The sequence below is a fragment of the Actinokineospora alba genome, assembly GCF_004362515.1.
GTDB lineage: Bacteria > Actinomycetota > Actinomycetes > Mycobacteriales > Pseudonocardiaceae > Actinokineospora > Actinokineospora alba.
On record NZ_SNXU01000001.1, the window covers coordinates 3,886,044 to 3,904,025 of the forward strand.

The 17,982-nt window shown below is 69.3% G+C and carries 19 protein-coding genes and 2 tRNA genes; 14 read left to right on the forward strand and 7 right to left on the reverse strand.

Going from position 1 to position 17,982, the window contains the following annotated elements; genetic code table 11:
* Nucleotides 1-37 precede the first annotated feature (37 nt).
* Nucleotides 38-1,153: a permease gene (locus C8E96_RS17875; RefSeq protein WP_091372187.1), complete on the forward strand. Its 1,116-nt coding sequence runs from the start codon at nt 38-40 to the stop codon at nt 1,151-1,153.
* Nucleotides 1,150-1,968, forward strand: a complete 819-nt coding sequence (locus tag C8E96_RS17880) for a TIGR03943 family putative permease subunit (RefSeq protein WP_091372184.1) — start codon at nt 1,150-1,152, stop codon at nt 1,966-1,968. The genes C8E96_RS17875 and C8E96_RS17880 overlap by 4 nt, the downstream gene beginning before the upstream one ends.
* A gap of 496 nt (nt 1,969-2,464) precedes the next feature.
* On the opposite strand, the gene C8E96_RS17885 is transcribed toward C8E96_RS17880, so the two are convergent.
* The 4 genes from C8E96_RS17885 to C8E96_RS17900 form a co-directional block, all read right to left on the reverse strand.
* Complete coding sequence (locus C8E96_RS17885; protein ID WP_091372182.1) at nt 2,465-2,941, reverse strand: hypothetical protein; 477 nt, start codon at nt 2,939-2,941, stop codon at nt 2,465-2,467.
* Between the two features lie 63 nt (nt 2,942-3,004).
* Nucleotides 3,005-3,418 carry a Fur family transcriptional regulator gene (locus C8E96_RS17890; protein ID WP_091372179.1) on the reverse strand — a complete coding sequence of 138 codons (414 nt, stop codon included), beginning with the start codon at nt 3,416-3,418 and terminating at the stop codon, nt 3,005-3,007.
* On the reverse strand, nt 3,415-3,816 hold the full coding sequence (locus C8E96_RS17895) for an ArsR/SmtB family transcription factor (RefSeq protein WP_091372174.1): 402 nt from the start codon (nt 3,814-3,816) through the stop codon (nt 3,415-3,417). The genes C8E96_RS17890 and C8E96_RS17895 overlap by 4 nt, the downstream gene beginning before the upstream one ends.
* Before the next feature lie 101 nt (nt 3,817-3,917).
* The gene (locus C8E96_RS17900) at nt 3,918-4,190 is read right to left on the reverse strand and encodes a DUF6703 family protein (RefSeq protein WP_228769762.1); all 273 of its coding nucleotides are present in this window, start codon (nt 4,188-4,190) and stop codon (nt 3,918-3,920) included.
* A gap of 712 nt (nt 4,191-4,902) precedes the next feature.
* On the opposite strand from C8E96_RS17900, the gene C8E96_RS17905 reads away from it, so the two are divergent.
* Complete coding sequence (locus C8E96_RS17905; RefSeq protein ID WP_228769761.1) at nt 4,903-5,316, forward strand: antibiotic biosynthesis monooxygenase; 414 nt, start codon at nt 4,903-4,905, stop codon at nt 5,314-5,316.
* A gap of 209 nt (nt 5,317-5,525) precedes the next feature.
* Nucleotides 5,526-6,935 carry a glycine--tRNA ligase gene (locus tag C8E96_RS17910; protein ID WP_091372170.1) on the forward strand — a complete coding sequence of 470 codons (1,410 nt, stop codon included), beginning with the start codon at nt 5,526-5,528 and terminating at the stop codon, nt 6,933-6,935.
* A gap of 7 nt (nt 6,936-6,942) precedes the next feature.
* Here C8E96_RS17910 and C8E96_RS17915 read toward each other — a convergent pair whose 3' ends face one another.
* Nucleotides 6,943-7,887 (reverse strand): hypothetical protein, encoded by a 945-nt coding sequence (locus tag C8E96_RS17915; protein ID WP_133794552.1) that lies wholly within the window; start codon nt 7,885-7,887, stop codon nt 6,943-6,945.
* A gap of 230 nt (nt 7,888-8,117) precedes the next feature.
* Between C8E96_RS17915 and C8E96_RS17920 the strand changes: the two genes are divergently transcribed.
* The 4 genes from C8E96_RS17920 to C8E96_RS17935 all read left to right on the forward strand — a co-directional run bounded on the left by C8E96_RS17920 (nt 8,118) and on the right by C8E96_RS17935 (nt 11,776).
* The gene (locus C8E96_RS17920; RefSeq protein ID WP_407642632.1) at nt 8,118-8,702 is read left to right on the forward strand and encodes a YdcF family protein; all 585 of its coding nucleotides are present in this window, start codon (nt 8,118-8,120) and stop codon (nt 8,700-8,702) included.
* A 20-nt stretch (nt 8,703-8,722) separates the two neighbouring features.
* On the forward strand, nt 8,723-9,988 hold the full coding sequence (locus tag C8E96_RS17925; RefSeq protein WP_091372161.1) for a deoxyguanosinetriphosphate triphosphohydrolase: 1,266 nt from the start codon (nt 8,723-8,725) through the stop codon (nt 9,986-9,988).
* Nucleotides 9,989-10,043: 55 nt separating this feature from the next.
* A complete protein-coding gene (locus tag C8E96_RS17930) occupies nt 10,044-11,129 on the forward strand; it encodes a serpin family protein (protein WP_091372158.1) in 1,086 nt (361 codons plus the stop codon).
* Between the two features lie 80 nt (nt 11,130-11,209).
* Entirely contained in the window at nt 11,210-11,776 is a 567-nt protein-coding gene (locus C8E96_RS17935) for a carboxymuconolactone decarboxylase family protein (protein ID WP_091372155.1), read from the forward strand.
* 644 nt (nt 11,777-12,420) lie between these two features.
* Here C8E96_RS17935 and C8E96_RS17940 read toward each other — a convergent pair.
* Nucleotides 12,421-13,347 (reverse strand): sigma-70 family RNA polymerase sigma factor, encoded by a 927-nt coding sequence (locus C8E96_RS17940; protein WP_091372152.1) that lies wholly within the window; start codon nt 13,345-13,347, stop codon nt 12,421-12,423.
* A gap of 60 nt (nt 13,348-13,407) precedes the next feature.
* Between C8E96_RS17940 and dnaG the strand changes: the two genes are divergently transcribed.
* From dnaG to C8E96_RS17960, 4 genes are read left to right on the forward strand one after another with little or no spacing between them, the layout of a single operon-like run.
* Nucleotides 13,408-15,309, forward strand: coding sequence for a DNA primase (gene dnaG, locus C8E96_RS17945; RefSeq protein WP_091372149.1), 1,902 nt, complete (start codon nt 13,408-13,410; stop codon nt 15,307-15,309).
* The gene (locus C8E96_RS17950; protein WP_091372146.1) at nt 15,306-15,848 is read left to right on the forward strand and encodes a hypothetical protein; all 543 of its coding nucleotides are present in this window, start codon (nt 15,306-15,308) and stop codon (nt 15,846-15,848) included. The genes dnaG and C8E96_RS17950 overlap by 4 nt, the downstream gene beginning before the upstream one ends.
* Before the next feature lie 36 nt (nt 15,849-15,884).
* A complete protein-coding gene (locus tag C8E96_RS17955) occupies nt 15,885-16,649 on the forward strand; it encodes a trans-aconitate 2-methyltransferase (RefSeq protein ID WP_091372143.1) in 765 nt (254 codons plus the stop codon).
* On the forward strand, nt 16,646-17,347 hold the full coding sequence (locus C8E96_RS17960) for an MOSC domain-containing protein (RefSeq protein WP_091372140.1): 702 nt from the start codon (nt 16,646-16,648) through the stop codon (nt 17,345-17,347). The genes C8E96_RS17955 and C8E96_RS17960 overlap by 4 nt, the downstream gene beginning before the upstream one ends.
* On the opposite strand, the gene C8E96_RS17965 is transcribed toward C8E96_RS17960, so the two are convergent.
* The gene (locus C8E96_RS17965; protein ID WP_222719624.1) at nt 17,344-17,526 is read right to left on the reverse strand and encodes a hypothetical protein; all 183 of its coding nucleotides are present in this window, start codon (nt 17,524-17,526) and stop codon (nt 17,344-17,346) included. The genes C8E96_RS17960 and C8E96_RS17965 overlap by 4 nt on opposite strands.
* A 159-nt stretch (nt 17,527-17,685) precedes the next feature.
* On the opposite strand from C8E96_RS17965, the gene C8E96_RS17970 reads away from it, so the two are divergent.
* A tRNA-Asn gene (locus tag C8E96_RS17970) sits at nt 17,686-17,758 on the forward strand.
* A 94-nt stretch (nt 17,759-17,852) separates the two neighbouring features.
* A tRNA-Ile gene (locus C8E96_RS17975) sits at nt 17,853-17,929 on the forward strand.
* Nucleotides 17,930-17,982 lie beyond the last annotated feature (53 nt).

The following is a 17,982-nucleotide window of genomic DNA, read 5'->3' on the forward strand; positions in this document are numbered from 1 at the left end:
GCCGCGTGACCACCCTGCACCGTCGGAGCCTGCGCTGATGAGCAAAGAACCGGCTGACCAAGCCGACCCTGTCGAGGCCGTTTCGCCTGCTCAGGACGGCGCCACCGCGCAGTCCGAGGCCGAGGCGACGTCCAGTGTCGCTGTGGCCGACCGAGCCGAGACCAAGCCGGCCGAGCAGCCCAAGCGCGGCATCACCTCCCTTGAGGTGCTGTGCGGCCTGCTGGTCGTCGCCCTGATCGGGCAGCAATGGCTGGCGTCCTGGCTCGACGTCCCGGCCATCCAGACCGGCTCGACGATCTTCGTCGCCGTCTGCGTCCAGGCGCTGCCGTTCCTCGTCCTCGGCGTGATGATCAGCGGCGCCATCGCGGCCTTCGTGCCCGCGACGCTGCTCGACAAGATGTTGCCGAAGAAGCAGGCCTTCGCCGTCCCCGTGGCGGGTGTCGCGGGCGTGGCGCTGCCGACGTGTGAGTGCGCCGCGGTCCCGGTGGCCCGCAGGCTCATGCAGCAGGGCGTGCCGACGTCGGTCGCGCTGGCGTTCCTGCTGGCCGCGCCCGCGGTCAACCCGATCGTCCTGGTCGCCACCAGCGTCGCGTTCCCGAACAGCCCGGGCATGGTCGCGGCCCGCCTGGTCGGCTCGCTCGCGACGGCGATCATCATGGGCTGGCTGTGGGCCCGCTTCGGCAAGGCCGAGTGGATCATCGAGCGGGCCCTGCGCAGGCTGCCTGAGCAGGACGGCCGCTCCCGCTGGCGGATGTTCTTCGAGACCTCCCGCGCCGACCTGGTCGACGCCGGCGGCTTCCTGGTCATCGGCGGCTTCACCGCCGCCGTGCTGAACGTCGCGATCCCGCGGGAGTGGATCAACACGCTCGGCGAGCAGATCATCCTGGGCGTCATCGTGATGGCCGTCCTCGCGGTGCTGCTGGCCCTGTGCAGTGAGGCCGACGCGTTCGTCGCCGCCTCCATCGCGGGCATGCCGCTGCTGCCGAAGCTGGTCTTCCTGGTGGTCGGCCCGGCCATCGACGTGAAGCTGTTCGCCCTGCAGGCGGGCACCTTCGGCAAGTCCTTCGCGATCCGCTTCGCACCCGCCACGTTCATCGTGGCCGTGGCGTGCGCGGTCATCTCAGGCGTGATCTTCCTCGGGGGTGTCGGATGAGGCGCGAAACGCAGAACATCCTGCTGGTCCTGGTCGGCGGTGCGCTGCTGAAGATCTCGTTCACCGGCACCTACCTGCTCTATGTCAAGCCCGCCCACCAGTACTGGCTGATCGCGGGCGGCCTGATCATGGTCGCCTTGGCGGCGGTGTCCATCGGGCGTGACCTGATGTCGACCCGTGAGCCCGCGCAGCCCGCGGTGAAGCTCAACTTCGGCGCCGACAGCGACGGTGCCGAGCCCGCCCCGGCCCCGGCCGCCCACGGCGACCACCACGACGATCACACCGACGAACACGGCGACCACCACCACTCCGCGAAGAGCGCGTGGCTGCTGCTGCTCCCGGTGCTCGCGATCTTCCTGGTGGCCCCGCCCGCCCTGGGCGCCGACTCCGTCATGCGCGGCGACAACCGTGCCGCCGCCACCCGCTCGTCGGGCACCGACGGCTCCACCGCGTTCCCGCCCATCCCTCAGGGCGACGTCGTCTCCCTGGCGATGAGCGACTTCGCCGCCCGCGCGGCCTGGGACTCGGGCAAGTCGCTCGACAACCGGACGGTGCGCCTGACCGGCTTCGTGGTGACCCAGGACGGCGCCACCTACCTGGCCCGCCTGTCCATCGCCTGCTGCGCCGCCGACGCCTTCCCGGTCAAGGTCAAGCTCGACGGCCCGGGCACCGCGGGACTGGCGAACGACACGTGGCTGGAGGTGACGGGCCAGTTCCAGCCGGGCACCGCCACCAAGGAGACGGACTACGTCCCGTCGATGACGGTGGCGTCCATGGTCCAGATCCCCCAGCCCGAAAACCCGTACGAGGCCTGACAAGCTGACCCGGCCCGCGACACATCGGCGGGCCGGGTCAGGCGGTAATCGGTGATCTGGCTCGCGCGAGCTGGTCTGTCACGGTCCGTCGCCGGCGACTGCCGCGCGCCAGTTCCGGTGAGAGCGGCACGGCCCGATGCGGCGCGGCTTTCGCGCGGCACCGGCCCCCTGTCAGGTAGGCCAGGTGAGTGGGGCGAGTTCGCTGGTTCTTGGTCGGGCGAGTTGGTTTGTCGGGGTTCTCCGCTGAGTCGGCCTGGTGAGCCCGGTGGGTGGGGCGGGTTGGCTGGTTCTTGGTCGGGCGAGTTGGTCTGTCGGGGTTCTCCGTCGAGTCGGCCAGGTGAGCCCGGTGGGTGGGGCGAGTTCGCTGGTTCTTGATCGGGCGAGTCGGGGGTTCTCTACTGAGTCGGCCTGGTGAGCCACGCGGGCGAGGAGAGTTCGCAAGCCTTCGGCCGGGCATGGCTGGGCCGCAGGCCGTGTCAGACCGGAACCGTGTGCTTCAGCCCCTCTTGCGGTGCTGCGCCGTGCGGGCCACCGAGTCGAACCGGCTCGCGGTGTGGTGGGCGGCCAGTTTTCGCCAAGGCTCGGCTTGCGCGGCCGCCATGCGGCGCCACAGCGTGGCCAGGGCGTGCGCTGCCGCCTCGATGGCTACGGCGTCGTCCTCCGGGCTCCCGTAGCCACTCTTGAAGTTCGCGTACGCCCGCGACTTCGCCTTCATCAGATCTGCTGAGGCCTGCTGGACTTCCAGCCAGAGCGCGCCCGGGTCCTCGCCGCTTACCCCGTGCAGGTGCGACATCTCCGCCAGGCGCCTGCGGGCCTTCTCGCGGATGTCGCCGATCGGACCGCCCGTCTTGGCGTCCAGGTGGTAATCGTTCGTGCCCTCGTCCCGCAGCACCGTCAGCGCGAGGTCGACGGCCTCGCCGTCCCACCCGGTCGTGTCGGCGATGAACGCCCGCGCTTCCGCTTCGTGATCCACCGGGCGTTCATACCACTCGCGCGTTGCCCCAGACTGAGGTTTGCCGCGATCTCGCGTTGGCGGTCAGACGCAGTTGGCGCAGGTGCCGAAGATCTCGACGGTGTGGCTGACCTGGGAGAAGCCGTTCTCCTCGGCCACGCGGTCGGCCCACCGCTCCACGGCGGGGCCCTCCACCTCGACGGTGTGTCCGCATTCGCGGCACACCAGGTGATGGTGGTGGTGGCTTGAGCACCGGCGGTAGATGGCCTCACCGGAGTCAGTGCGCAGTACGTCGATCTCGCCCGCGTCCGCGAGCGACTGCAGGGTGCGGTAGACGGTCGTCAGGCCGATGCCCTCGCCGCGCTTGCGCAGTTCCTCGTGCAGTTCCTGAGCGGAGCGGAAGTCGTCGAGTTGGTCGAGCAACTGGGTCACGGCGGTGCGCTGCTTCGTCGAACGCTTGCCGGGGACAGTGGCTGAGGCGCGGTCGGTCGCGGTCACTGCGGGTTGCCTTCCTCCACGTGGGCGACTGCGTCGACGACGATGTGGGACAGGTGTTCGTCCACCAGCCGGTAGACGACTTCGCGGCCGTGTCGTTCGCCGTAGACGACGCCCGCGGACTTCAGCACGCGCAGGTGCTGGCTGATGAGCGGCTGAGCCACATTCAGCGCGTCCACCAGTTCGTGGACGCAGCGGTCGGCCTCCCGCAACTCCAGCACGATGGCGATCCGCACCGGCGCGGCCAGAGCGCGCAGGAGGTCTCCCGCGGCGGTCAGCGTGGTGGCGGGCCGTCGGTGCGCGGGGGGAACGGCGGGACGGTCAGGGGAGTGCTCGTGCTGCTCGGCGGCTGCCCGCAGCTCGTGCGACGCGGCTTCCGAGGTCACGATCGACGTCCTCATCTCCTGCTGTACCGACAGTGGACTCCGCCGGATTTGGTTACCGTGTTCAACATCCTAGGCGGTCACTCTATTTCCAGGTCACGGCGACGTGCGGGCATTGCTCACACCACCGACAAAGCCACCGCGACGAGCAGTACGAGGACGAGCACCCGCCCGAGCCGGTGCCCCGGCGAGAGCGCCTGCCAAGTGGCGGCCAACAACACGGCGACCCCCGCCGCCAGCAACCCCAACAACGCCGCGCCAAGCACCCCGCGGACCAGCACGCCCGCGGTAAACAGGCCGATGACCACGAGAAACGCCAACAGCGGCGGCACCTTCGCCAACGGCCCCTGACCGGCGATGAGCGGTGCCCGAGTGGACCGACCCTGGCGCAACGGTGCCTCCTGTGTGATCTCGCTCCGAGTGGAACCTGCCCCAACAGCACTCGACCTGCGGCCAAGAGCTTAGAAGGCGCCCGCCCGCTCCGCTCCGTCTGCCGCGCCATTCAGAGCCCGCCGACCACACCAAGCAGGCCAGCGCCGCCACTGCCAGCACCGTCACCGCGGCAGCCACCGCCACCGCAGCGCAGCCCGCCGACAGCGCTGCCGTGCGCAAAGCGCCGCCGCCACCGTTGCCGCTGTGGCCAGCCCCAGCTTGGGACCAGCGCCGCGGGAGTCAGCGCAGCCCGGCGCAAATCCGGGCAGCCCGGCGTGGCCGCCGCCACCGCTACCGCCGCGCTACCGCCACCGTCGGTGCCGCGCTGCCGCGCTACCGCTGCCGCGCTACCGCTGCCGCGCTACCGCTGCCGCGCTACCGCTGCCGCGCTACCGCCGCCGCAGTCAGCGCAATTAGCGCAGCCGTCTCCACCGCCGCCGCTGCGGCCAGCCCCCGCTCGGTACTAGCGCCACCGCCGCAGCCAGCGCTGCCGCCGCAGCCGTCGCCGCCGCGCTGTCGCTGCTACAGCGATGCAGTCGTCATCACCACTACCCGCTGCAGCCCCGACCGGCCGTGGGGCAGCAGGATCGTTCCCGCCTCCGCCGAGCATGGCGTGGAAGCCGCCGCGGGTGGGCGATGGTGGCCACGGGCGGGCTCGCCGGGTGGGCTACCGTGCGGCGTCCTCGCACCACCGCCTGGAAGGCCGCCGCCGTGTTGCTGATCGCCCGGTTCACCGTCACCGAACCCGAGCCGTTCACCACTCGCGCGCACCGGGCGCTGGAACTGCTGCTTGCCCAGCGCGGCTGCCTTCGTGGGCTGCTCGTGCGGTCCACCGAGTCCGCCGAGACCTGGGTGTTGACGGTCGAGTTCGCCTCCGTTTCCGCCTACCGCAAGTCGATGTCTCCCTTCGAGGTTCGTGAACACGTGATCCCGTTCCTCGCCGAGGCGGACGCCGCCGAGACCGCCGCGTACGAGATCGTGCTCGAAGCCGACCCCGCGACGGTCCGCAGGCACACGAGCCTGCTTGCCGCCGACGCCGCGACCGTGCGCCTCGGCGAAGCGGGCGGCCCTGCCGAACCTCGGTGACGAGTGACCCCGGTGCGACGTGGCCGTGAATGGCCCGCCTGTACTGGAACGCTTTCGGTGCAATCAGTCCAGTGGGTGAATATCCGCCATATCCGTAGTTCTTGACCTTGCTTGTTCATCCCTTTGAACACGCTCATTCCCCCGATCGAGGAAACGATTCGCCGGGATATTCTCCACGCCTGCGACTTTGAGTTCCCCGTGGAGGATCAGTGTCAGCCGACCGGATCGATACCGTGGTCAGTCTCTGCAAGCGTCGAGGCTTCGTGTACCCGTGTGGCGAGATCTACGGCGGCACGAGGTCGGCGTGGGATTACGGCCCGCTCGGCGTGGAGCTCAAGGACAACATCAAGCGCGCCTGGTGGAAAACGATGGTGCAGGGACGCGACGACGTCGTGGGTCTCGATTCGTCGGTGATCCTGCCGCGCCCGGTATGGATCGCATCCGGGCACGTCAACGCCTTCCACGACCCGCTGGTCGAGTGCACCTCCTGTCACAAGCGCTTCCGCGCGGATCAACTGGCCGAGGAATACGCGGCCCGGACCGGCAAGGACGTGGCCGTCGGCGCGGGGGAGGCCACCCCGGTCTTCGACCTGTCCGACGTGCCGTGTCCGAACTGCGGCAACCGCGGGCAGTACACGGAGCCGCGCGAGTTCAACATGATGCTCAAGACCCATCTCGGCCCGGTGGAAACCGAAGAGGGAATGCACTACCTGCGCCCCGAAACCGCGCAGGGCATTTTCGTGAACTTCCTGAACGTGCAGACCACCTCCCGTCGCAAGCCGCCGTTCGGTATCGGTCAGATCGGCAAGTCGTTCCGCAACGAGATCACTCCTGGCAACTTCATCTTCCGCACCCGCGAGTTCGAGCAGATGGAGATGGAGTTCTTCGTCGAGCCCGGCACGGACGACGAATGGCACCAGTACTGGATCGACGAGCGGACACGCTGGTACACCGATCTGGGTATCGCCAAGGACAACCTGCGGGTCTACGAGCACCCGCAGGAGAAGCTGTCGCACTACTCCAAGCGGACCGTGGACATCGAGTACCGCTTCAGGTTCGGCGGCCAGGAATGGGGTGAGTTGGAGGGCATCGCCAACCGCGGCGACTTCGACTTGACGACGCACTCCAACCATTCCGGGGTCGACCTGTCGTACTTCGACCACGCCACCGGAAACCGTTACCGGCCCTATGTCATCGAGCCCGCCGCAGGCGTGGGCCGCCCGATGATGGCCTTCCTCCTCGACGCCTACTCCGAGGACGAAGCACCCAACGCCAAGGGCGGTGTCGACACCCGGATCGTCCTGCGGCTCGACCGCAGGCTGGCGCCGATCAAGGTCGCTGTCCTCCCGCTTTCGCGCAACGCGGACCTCTCGCCGAAGGCCCGTGATCTCGCGGCGAGCCTGCGCAAGCACTGGAACGTCGACTTCGACGACGCCGGGGCGATCGGCCGCCGGTACCGCAGGCAGGATGAGATCGGCACCCCGTTCTGCGTCACCGTCGACTTCGACACCCTCAACGACCACGCGGTGACCGTCCGGGAACGCGACACCATGTCGCAGGACCGTGTTTCGATGGACCAGTTGGAGTCGTACCTGGCTGGTCAGCTCATCGGCTGCTGAGTGCCGCTCAGGAGGCCACCACCTCCGGCCTCGGTCGGGCCGACGCCAACCGGTAGGCGCCGCGCAGTTCGTCCACGACGGCCGCGGTGTCGTCGCGGATTCGGCCTGGTGTGGTGTGCACGGACACCACACCGTGCGCGGTGAGGCGAGCGGCCCTGGTCGACACCGTGTGTTCGGTGCGCGGTGCCCAGGGACGGTGGATGTCGGCGTCCCAGGCCATCGCGATGTCGTCCCACCACGCGTCGACCAAGCCGAGGTGGACATCGTCGGGCGTGCTCAGGCGCGCACCCCACTGGGGCGGTGGCAGCCCGGCCCGCTCGACCAGTTCGCGAGCGATCCGGCCGCCCGCCAACCGGATGCCCCGATCGATGTCGCCCAAGACCTGCCGCAGCAACGTCGTTCCGCGAGTGGAGCCGCGCGCGAGTTCGTCGTGCACGGCGTCGAGGCTCACGCCGCCCCGGTGCACGGCTTCGAGCACGAGGATGCGGACCTCCCCGAATGTCGGTGTCCGCCGACAGGCATCCACAGTCGCCCGAGCGAGTGGGGCCGTGGCGAAACCCTTACGCCACAGAGGGTCCGGTGGACGATGGGTACGCTCCACGGTGACCGAGCCGTCGGTTCGCTGCGGCCCGCGGTCCGGGACAAGCAGGTGGATGGCTCCCATCGGGGGCAGCGGCAAACCATGCAGCCACATCGCTTCCCGGCCGGTCACGACACCCTCCGGGCCCACCATTCGCAGCGCCGCCTGCAGACGTTGGGTGCGCACCGGCGGGGCGTCGCTGAGCAGCACGACCCCCGGCTGAAGTCGTTGCCACGGCCCGTCTCGCCGACATCGGTGCTGGATGCTGCGCCCGGAAAGCCCCAGTGCGACAAGTTCCGACGCGCGGGCGACACGGTGTGGGAACAGGCTCGGGAGATGGTCGAGATCGAGCACGGCTCGGTTGGATTCCATGCCTCGAGCAAATCGTGATCTTGGCGGCTTCACCAGGGTGGCGGGTTCCGCTGTGGATGATGTGGCGTGTCTGTGGACAACTCGGTCCGGGGTGTGGGGATTCGTCATGACCATCACGTACAGTCCCCGGGCCACCCCCGTGCGCGATTGGTGAAAGGATGCGGACTGTGTCTCCCCACCCCCGTCCCGTCCTGCGCTTTTTCCGCCGGCTGTTCATCGGAATGACGCTGATGAGCATGCTGGTCGTCGGCGGCACGGCGTTCCGGGTGTGGCAGGTCGGCCGGGTCGATGATCGTGATCACGCCGATGTCGTCGTGGTACTCGGCGCCGCCCAGTACGCGGGCAAACCGTCGAAGGTCCTGGAAGCCCGCCTGCGCAAGGCGAAAGCCCTCTACGACGAAGGTGTCGCCGAGTACGTCGTCACCGGTGGCGGCAGGCGCGCCGGGGATCGTTTCACCGAAGCGGAGGCGGGCCGAAAGTGGCTCGTCGACCGGGGGGTGCCCAAGGAGAAGGTCATCGGTGTCGGCGAGGGCAATGACACTCTAGGCACCATGCGCGCCGTCGCGACCGAGGTCAGGCAGCGCGGCTGGGGCTCAGCGGTGATCGTCAGCGACCCGTGGCACTCCCTGCGCGCCCGCACCATGGCGCACGACGCGGGGATCGATGCCTGGACGTCGCCGACGCATTCGGGGCCGATCGTGCAGACCCGCGAGACGCAAGCCCGCTACATCCTTCGCGAGACCGCCGCGCTGCTCTATTACCGCGCGACCAAAGCCCCGGCCGATGGGATCGTGCTCGACAGCGAAGTCGGCTGACCGGCACGTACCCTCAGCCCGTGAGCCCCGGCTACTCAGATCATGACAGCGAACGGCTGTTCGCCGAGCCGCCCAAGGTCGCGGCCCTTCCCGGCTCCTGGCCTGCCGTGCGCACCCCGTTCAGCCGCGACCGCGCGCGAGTCCTGCACTCGGCCGCGTTGCGGCGGCTCGCGGGAAAAACCCAGGTCGTAGGCCCCAATGAGGGCTCCGAGGTGCACGGCATCCCGCGAACCCGGCTGACCCACTCGCTCGAGGTCGCCCAGATCGGCCGGGGGATCGCCGAGGAACTCGGCTGCGATCCGGACATCGTGGACACCGCGGGACTCGCCCACGACATCGGCCACCCGCCGTTCGGTCACAACGGCGAACGCGCGCTGGACGAGTCGTCGCAGGCCTGCGGGGGTTTCGAGGGCAACGCACAGACATTGCGGATCCTGACCCGCCTCGAACCGAAGATCCTCGGTCACGGCCTGAACCTGACCAGGGCGTCGCTCGACGCCGCCACGAAGTACCCGTGGCCGCGCCGCGCGGGCATCCGGAAGTTCGGTGTCTACGAGGACGACCTCGCGGTGTTCGACTGGATGCGCGACGGCGCCCCGGGTGATCGCCGGTGCATAGAGGCGCAGGTCATGGACTGGTCCGACGACGTCGCGTACTCAGTGCACGACGTCGAGGACGGGGTACGGGCAGGCCGCATCTCACTGAGCGCCCTGGCCGACTCGACGGAACGCGCGGTGATCGCCGAGCTGGCCGCCAAACATTTCTCCACCGAACCCATCTCGGCGCTGGAGGAGGCAGCGACCGTGCTGCTGGACCTTCCGGTCGTCGGCGACCTCGCGGAAAGGGAGTACGACGGGTCGCTCGACGCCCAGGTGGCGCTGAAGCGGCTGACCAGCGAGCTGGTGGGCCGGTTCGCCGCCGCCGCGGTCACCGGTACGCGCGAAGCACACGGTCCAGGGCCGCTCATCAGGTACGCGGCTGATCTGGTCGTGCCGGAGCGGGTGGCCTCCGAGGTCGCACTGCTCAAGGCGATGGCCGTGCACTTCGTTTTAAGCGACCCGGTTCGGCTGGCCATGCAACGCGAACAGCGCGCTCTGATCGCCAGTCTGGTGGAGACGTTGACCGAACGCGGCCCAGCTGTGCTGGAGCCCGCGTTCCTGCCCGCATGGCATGCCGCGGCGGACGACGCGGAACGGCTTCGGGTGGTGGTCGACCAGGTCGCGTCGCTGACCGACGCCCAGGCGATCGTCTGGCACGCGGAGCTTGTGGACAACTTCCGAGCCTGATCGCTGTGAAGTGGCACACTCGACTGACGGACATCACAAGTCGGGGAGTCAAGCCGTGTCGCATCTCGATTTCGCTCTTGCTCTGCACCGCGCGGTAGCGGGCAAGCCCACCGAACAAGTGTGTTGGTCGCCTTACTCGGTGGCCAGCGCGCTCGGTTTGCTTGCTCTAGGCGCCCGTGGCGACAGTCGCCAGGAACTGGTCGACCTCCTTGGTCCGCTGGACGAGCTGACCGCCACGATCGCGGGGGCGGCCACCTTGGACAAACCGGCACGGGACGAGGACGAACCCGCGATCGCCGTCGCGAACACGCTTTGGGCGGATGCGAAGATCACAGTCGAGGACGCCTTCGTCGACGAGCTGTCCCGGTGGTCGGACGGATCGGTGCGCAACGCGCCTTTCCAGCACGAGCCCCAAAAGGCACGCGACGAGATCAACGCCGACGTCGCCGAGACGACGCGGGGTCTCATCCCCGAGTTGCTGCCCGAGGGGTCGATCGACACCGACACCGTGTCGGCCTTGGTCAACGCGCTGTATCTGAAGTGCGCGTGGCGCAAGAAGTTTCGGGAGCACGCCACCGAGCCGAAGTCGTTCCAGACTCCGGCGGGTTCGGTGGACGTGCCCACGATGGAGTTGAACGAACAGGTCGGTTATGCCAAGGCTGATGGCTGGGTCGTTGTCGCGCTGCCCGCGGTCGGAGGCGTGGAGGCGGTGATCCTGCTTCCGGACGGCGACCTAGCCGACATCGAACCGACGCTCACCGCCGAAGCCCTTGGCGCACTGCTCAGTGCGCCTGAGTCGACGCAGGTCGCGTTGAGCCTGCCGAAGCTCAAGCTGACCACGCAAGCCGAGCTGTCGATCGCATTGCGGGGGCTCGGGGTGACCACGGTGTTCGGCGACAAAGCGGACCTGTCGGGAATCAGTCCCGACCCGCTCGCCGTGCAATCGATCCTGCACGAGTCGGTGCTGAAGGTCGACGAAGACGGATTCGAGGGCGCGGCGGCGACGGCGGTGATGATGCGGTTGATGTCGATGCCCGCCGAACCGGTAGAGGTGGTCGTGGACAAGCCGTTCCTGTTGCTCGTCCGGCACGTCGACACCGGCGCGGTGTACTTCATGGCGCGGGTCACAGACCCGTCCTGAGTCGAGCTGTCACACCTTCTCGAGGTGTGTCGTCCTCATCGTGAACGGCCCGGATCGGGGGCCGACCTGAGGAGGTCGACATGTCGCGAATCGCTGGTGTCACGCAGAAGGACGCGCCGCTGCTGGTGCGGGCCATGTACTGGTTCGCCAAGCGCCGCTTCGGGGCCGTGCCGGAACCGTTCGCGGTGTCGGCACACCACCGCAAGCTGCTCATCGCCAGTGCTCGACATGAGATGGCGGTGGAGAAGGCGTCGAAGGAACTGCCCGCCAGTGTCCGGGAGCTGGCGGTGTACCGGGTGGCGCAGCAGTTGGGCTGCTCGTGGTGCGTGGACTTCGGCACCATGTTGCAGCGGCACGAGGGGCTGGACATCGAGCGACTGAAAGAGATCGACAACTACGCCGAATCGGATGCCTACAGCGCGCACGAGCGACTCGCCATCGCCTACGCGGACGCGATGACCGCCAGCCCGGGCACCGTGACCGACGAGCAGGTCGCTGAGCTGAAGGAGGCGTTCGGGGAGAAAGGGGTGATCGAACTCAGCTACCAGATCGGCCTGGAGAACATGCGGGCCCGCGTCAACAGCGCTTTGGGCATCGTCGACCAGGGCTTCACCAGCGGCGACGCCTGCCGGGTGCCGACCAACTGATCCGCACGTCCCGCGCGGGCCCACGCGGGAAAGAGCAGTGGGAGGACCGAGGTCGCAGAGCGGTTAGGCGGCGACTGGCTCGGCGCGCTACGGGGACTACGTGGCGGCGGCGTGCGGGTGTGCTGGTCGCGCGCCGGGGGCTGTCGGGGCGCTGTGGGGGCGGGGCTGAGGTGTCCCGCGCCCGATCGGTGCGGTGCCCAGCCAGCCAGTCTGTGCCGGCGGGTTGGACCTGAACGTGCGGTGCAGTGTCGGGTTGCGTTAAGCGGGGCTGAGCTGAGCCGTGTGTCCGGCTGGGCCGAGCCGTGTCCGCTGAGCTGAGCTGAGCCGTGTGTCCGGCTGGGCCGAGCCGTGTCCGCTGAGCTGAGCTGAGCCGTGTGTCCGGCTGGGCCGAGCCGTGTCCGCTGAGCTGAGCTGAGCCGTGTGTCCGGCTGGGCCGAGCCATGTCCGCCTGCGCTGTCTGGCTGGGTCGGCTGCGCCGAGCCGTGTGGGGCTGCGCTGGGCCGGGCTGTGCCGAGTTGGGTCCGGCTGGGTCGAGCCGTGCGTCCGGCTGAGTTGAGCCGTCCTGTGCCGTGCCGGGTCACCGGGGCGGGGCTGGAAGGGCCCCGGGGATTGGTGGCCTCAGTGGTGGTGGAGCGCCTGCCCGGTCAACTCGTGTAGTGGGTGAGCTTGTCCGGGTTCACGATGTCGTAGATCGTGGCGATCTTGCCGTCGCGGACGGCGAAGGTGGTCACCCGTCGGGACAGTTCTCGGTGGGTGCCGTCGCTGGGGACGTCCGGTAGGGCCATGCCGATGTCGCCGTTGACGAGGACCAGTTGGCCCGCGCCCATGCTGTCCAGGCCGTACATCTGGATAAGGCCCAGCAGGAAGCGGCTGATCTTGTCGGGTCCGACGACGTGCTGGCGGGCGGTGCGGGCCTTGCCGTCGCTGTCGCCGATGAGGACGGCTTCCGGGTGCAGGAGGCCGACTATCCGACCAAGGTCGCCGGAGGCGAGGGCGGCCAGGAAGTCCTGGATCAGGGCGCCCTGTTCGGCCATGGCGGCGCGCGGTGGTGGGTCGGCGTCAGCCGCGGCTCGGCGGCCGCGGGAGGCGTGTTGGCGGGCGGTGGCGTCCGTGCAGCCCAGGGTGGCCGCGATCTCGCCGAACGGGACACCGAACGCGTCGTGGAGGACGAACGCCACGCGCTGTTCCGGCGTCAGCTTGTCCAGGACGACCAGCGCCGCCATGCGGACGCCGTCGTCGCGGACCACCGCGTCCAAAGGGTCCTCGCTGGTCGGGGTGCCGAACGGGGTGATCACCGGCTCGGGCAGCCAGGGGCCGACGTACCGCTCCCGGCGGGCCGTGGCCGAGCGCAGGCGGTCCAGGCAGATGCGGCCGACGACGGTGGTGAGCCAGCCGCGCAGGTCGCGGATCTCCTCGCGGGCCTGTCCGTCCAAACCGGACAGTCGCAGCCACGCCTCCTGGACGGCGTCCTCGGCGTCGGTCAGGGTGCTGGTCAGGCGGTATGCCACGCCGAGCAGGTGGGTGCGGTGCTCGGTGAAGCGCTCGGCCAGCGCGACGTCGCCTACGGTCACGGCTCCATCCTAATGACCGGCCGGTCGTCGCTCAGGGCACCGCGCCTAGACTCGTCTGTTGTGGCTGGGCGAATCCGGGAAAGTGACATAGCGCAGGTACGCGAGCGCAGCCGGATCGACGAGATCGTCGGCGAGTACGTGGCTCTCCGCAGCGCGGGTGGCGGCGCGCTCAAGGGGCTGTGCCCGTTCCACGACGAGAAGACGCCGTCGTTCAACGTGCGGCCGACGCATGGGACGTTCCACTGCTTCGGCTGCGGCGAGGGCGGCGACGTGATCGCCTTCGTGATGAAGATCGACCACCTCTCGTTCGTCGAGTCCGTCGAGCGGCTGGCCGAACGGGTCGGGCTGCAGCTCACCTACGAAGGCGGCGGGACCAGCGTCCAGCGCGACCGCAGCACCCGCTCGCGGCTCGTCGACGCGCACCGCGCCGCCGCCGAGTTCTACGCCGAGCAGTTGCGCGGCCCCGACGCGATCGTCGCCCGCGAGTTCCTCGCCGAGCGCGGGTTCGACCAGGCCGCCGCGGCCACCTTCGGCTGTGGATACGCCCCCGCGGGCTGGGACAAGCTGACCAAGCACCTCCTCGGCCGCGGCTTCGAGGTGCAGGAACTGATCAAGGCCGGTCTCGCCAAGGAGGGCAGGCAGGGCCCGATCGACCGGTTCCACCGCAGGCTCCTCTGGCCGATCAAGGACATCGGCGGCGACGTCGTCGGCTTCGGCGCGCGCAGGCTCTTCGACGACGACCAGATCCAGGCGAAGTACCTCAACACCAGTGAGAGCCCGATCTACAAGAAGTCCCAGGTGCTCTTCGGCCTCGACATGGCCAAGCGGGAGATCGCCAAGCGGCACCAAGTCGTCGTCGTCGAGGGCTACACCGACGTCATGGCCATGCACGCCGCCGGTGTGCTGACCGCGGTCGCGTCCTGCGGCACGGCGTTCGGCTCCGAGCACATCCTCGTCCTGCGTCGCCTGCTGATGGACGACGACGCCTTCCGCGGTGAGGTGATCTTCACCTTCGACGGCGACGAGGCCGGTCAGAAGGCCGCGTTGAAGGCGTTCGACGACGACCAGCAGTTCTCCGCGCAGACCTTCATCGCCGTCGCCCCCGACGGCATGGACCCCTGCGAGCTGCGGCAGGCCAAGGGCGAGGTGGCCGTGCGCGACCTCGTCGCCCGCAGGCAGCCGCTGTTCGCCTTCGCGATCCGCGCCGAACTCGCCTCCCACGACCTCGACACCGCCGAGGGCCGGGTCGAGGCACTGCGCCGCACGGTCCCGATGGTGGCTCGGATCAAGGACCACTCCCTACGTGACGAGTACGCGCGCCAGCTCGCGGGCTGGGTCGGCTACGAGGACGTGGCCACCGTCGTGCGCCGGGTCCGGGAGAACGCGGGCGGCCCCACACCGGTGCGCCGCGGCAGGCCCGTGGACCCGAACCAGGGCGCGCTGGCCGTGGACGTCGAGGGACCGCCCAAGCCCGACCCGCGCGACCCGCGGCTCAACGCCCAGCGCGAGGTGCTCAAGCTGGCGCTGCAGGAACCGGCGCTCGCGGGCCCGATGTACGACTCGCTGCCGATGGAGGTCTTCACCGGCCCCGCGTACGCCGCGCTGCACCGCGCCATCCTGGACGCGGGCGGCACCGCGTGCGGGCTCGCCGGGATCGAGTTGCTGGAAGCGGTGACCAAGAACTGCACGGCGCAGTCGGTGAAGGCGCTTGTCAGCGAGCTGGCCGTCGAGCCGATGCCGCTGCCGAACAAGAACGCCGCCGCCGAGCGCTACGCCTCGGCCATCCTCGCCGCCTTGCAGCGTGAGCTTGTCGCCCGCCAGATCGCCGACATCAAGTCGCGGCTGCAGCGGGTCTCGCCGATCGAGCAGCCGGACGAAGCCCGCGCGCTCTGGGGTGACCTGGTAGCGATGGAAGAGTGGTACAAGGCGTTGGGCAAGCAGGCCGCCGGAGGCATGGCATGAGGTTCCTCGACCGGCTGCTTGGCGGTGTTCCCAAGGGTTTCCCGGGCAAGCTGGACGCCGACGAGGCGGTCGCGGCCGCCGCGACCGTGCGCGGTGGCGGACACCTTGTCGCCACTTCCCATGGTCTCTGGGTGCCCGATGGCGAAGGAGCCCGGCGGATCGGCTGGCACCGCGTCGCCAAGGCGACCTGGGCGAGCGGGGTCTTCGTGATCATCGAGGCCGAGGAGTCGGAGACGGTCGGAGACGCCGTCGTCCTGGCCGACCTCCCGCCGCTCAAGATCGTTGTCGAAGCCCCCGGCAAGCTGCCGCAAGCGGTGCACAAGCGGGTGACCGGGTCGATCCGGTCGCGGCACCACCGCGAGCTTCCCGGTGGGGGAGCGTGGTTCGTGCAACGCAAAGTGCCTGGTCAGGACGGCACTGTCCTGCAGGTGCGGCCCGACCCAGGAACCGATCTCGACGCCGTGCGCGCTGTCGTCGCCGAAGTGTCGGCCAAGATCGCCGAGGCGAAAGACCTCGCGGACCACGACCTGGACGGCTAGGCTAACAGTACGATCGTACTGTTAGCGGGAGGCTGCATGTGGGACCCCGAGAAGTACCTGGCTTTCGGCGACAACCGCGGACGTCCGTTCTTCGATCTGGTCGCCCGGGTCGGCGCTGAGTCGCCCAGGGCGGTGGTCGACCTCGGGTGCGGCCCGGGAAATCTCACCGAGACCCTCGCGCTGCGCTGGCCGCGAGCCGAGCTGACCGGGTTCGACTCCTCGCCGGAGATGGTCGAGGCCGCCCGCGCTCGCGGGGTGGCCGCGCACGTGCGCGGCATCGAGAGCTGGCAGCCCGCCGACGACACCGATGTCGTGATCAGCAACGCCGCCCTGCAGTGGGTCCCCGGCCATGTCGAGCTGCTCCGCGAGTGGGTCCGGCGGCTCCCGTCCGGCGCGTGGATCGCCGTCCAGGTGCCGGGCAACTTCGCCGCCCCGTCGCACCGGATCATCCGCGAACTGGCCCGTGAACCGCACTGGCGGGAGCGCCTTGAGTCGATCGTCCTGCGCGAGGACGGCACCGTGCTCGACCCCGCCGGGTACGCCGAGGTCATGGCGGACGCGGGCTGCGACGTCGACGCCTGGGAGACCACGTACCAGCATCGCCTCAGCGGCCGCAATCCCGCGCTGGAGTGGGTCACCGGGACCGCGCTGCGACCGATCCGCGCGGCGCTGTCGGACGGCGAGTGGGCGGATTTCCGCTCGGCCATCGCCCCGCGCATGCTGGAGGCGTATCCGCCGCGTTCGGACGGCACGACGTGGTTCTCGTTCCGTAGGATCTTCTTCGTGGCGAGGACTCCGTGAGCGGCGCGTTGAAGGTCGAGTTGGTCGCCCGCTACCCGGTCAAGGCGCTGCGCGGGGAGTCGATCGAGGTGATCGAACTCGACGAGCGCGGAGTCGTCGGCGACCGCCGATGGGCGCTGCGCGCCGAGAACGGCAAGTTCGGGTCGGGCAAGAGCACTCGGCGGTTCACCTACCTGCCGCGTCTGCTGGAGATGTCCTCACGGGTGCTCTGGGGCATCCACACGGTCGTCGAACTGCCCGACGGCCGCGAGTACGCCACGGTCGACCCGAAGGTGCACGGGGCCGTCTCGGAGGTCGTCGGCGCACCGGTGACGGTGGCCGAGGAGGCCGAGATCTCCCACCTCGACGACTCGCCCGTGCACCTGCTGACGGGCGCTTCGCTGCGCTGGATGGCCGACCAGGTCGGCGACGCCGAGGTGGACTGGCGGCGGTTCCGGCCCAACATCCTCGTCGACTGCGCGGGCGACAACCGGGTCGAGGACGACTGGATCGGCCGCAGGCTGGAGATCGGCACCGCCGAGGTCGAGATCACCGGCCTCGCCGTCCGCTGCGCCGTCATCGGCCACGCGCTCGACCGGGAACCGGACCGCCCGGACCTCCTCGCCGCGCTGACAGACCACGACCTGACGATCGGCGCCTACGCGAAGGTCATCCGACCGGGCGTCGTCGGAACCGGCGACCCGCTGCGCTTCCGCTAGCGGCGGCGGACCTTCTCGCCGACCTTCTCCCCGATCTTCGCCCGCGCGATCCCCGCCGCACCCTGCACCGCGGGGTGATCGGCGATCCGTCGGTAGGTGCGCATGATCTGGTCGTAGCGGGCACGGCCGGCCTTGGAGCCGAGCACGTACCCCACACCGGCCCCCAACAGGAACCCCATCACGATGCTTCGCCTCCCGGATGCGCGGACTTTGCCCCGCCCATCCTTCCCTACCTGGGCGCCGCGTGCCGAGGCCGCATATGGGTACCCCCTTGCGAAAGGTCGTTGCCGGGGTGCGATAGAGTTGCTCCAACGTTGAGCCACGGTTCAACGGAGCAATCCTCCATAGCTCAATTGGCAGAGCATGCGACTGTTAATCGCAGGGTTGTTGGTTCGAGTCCAACTGGAGGAGCTTCCGCCCCAGGTCAGCGCACCTGGGGCGTTTACTTTCCCTCGATTTCGGCAAGATCGCCCATGGCTGCGGCCTGGGTAGGATCGGTCGGGTGGGGGCGGTAGCTCAGTTGGTCAGAGCAGGGGACTCATAATCCCTTGGCCGTGGGTTCGAGCCCCACCCGCCCCACCACTTGACCAGCGGAAACGCTGGAGTCATGATCCAAATGACTGCGGATGACTGTG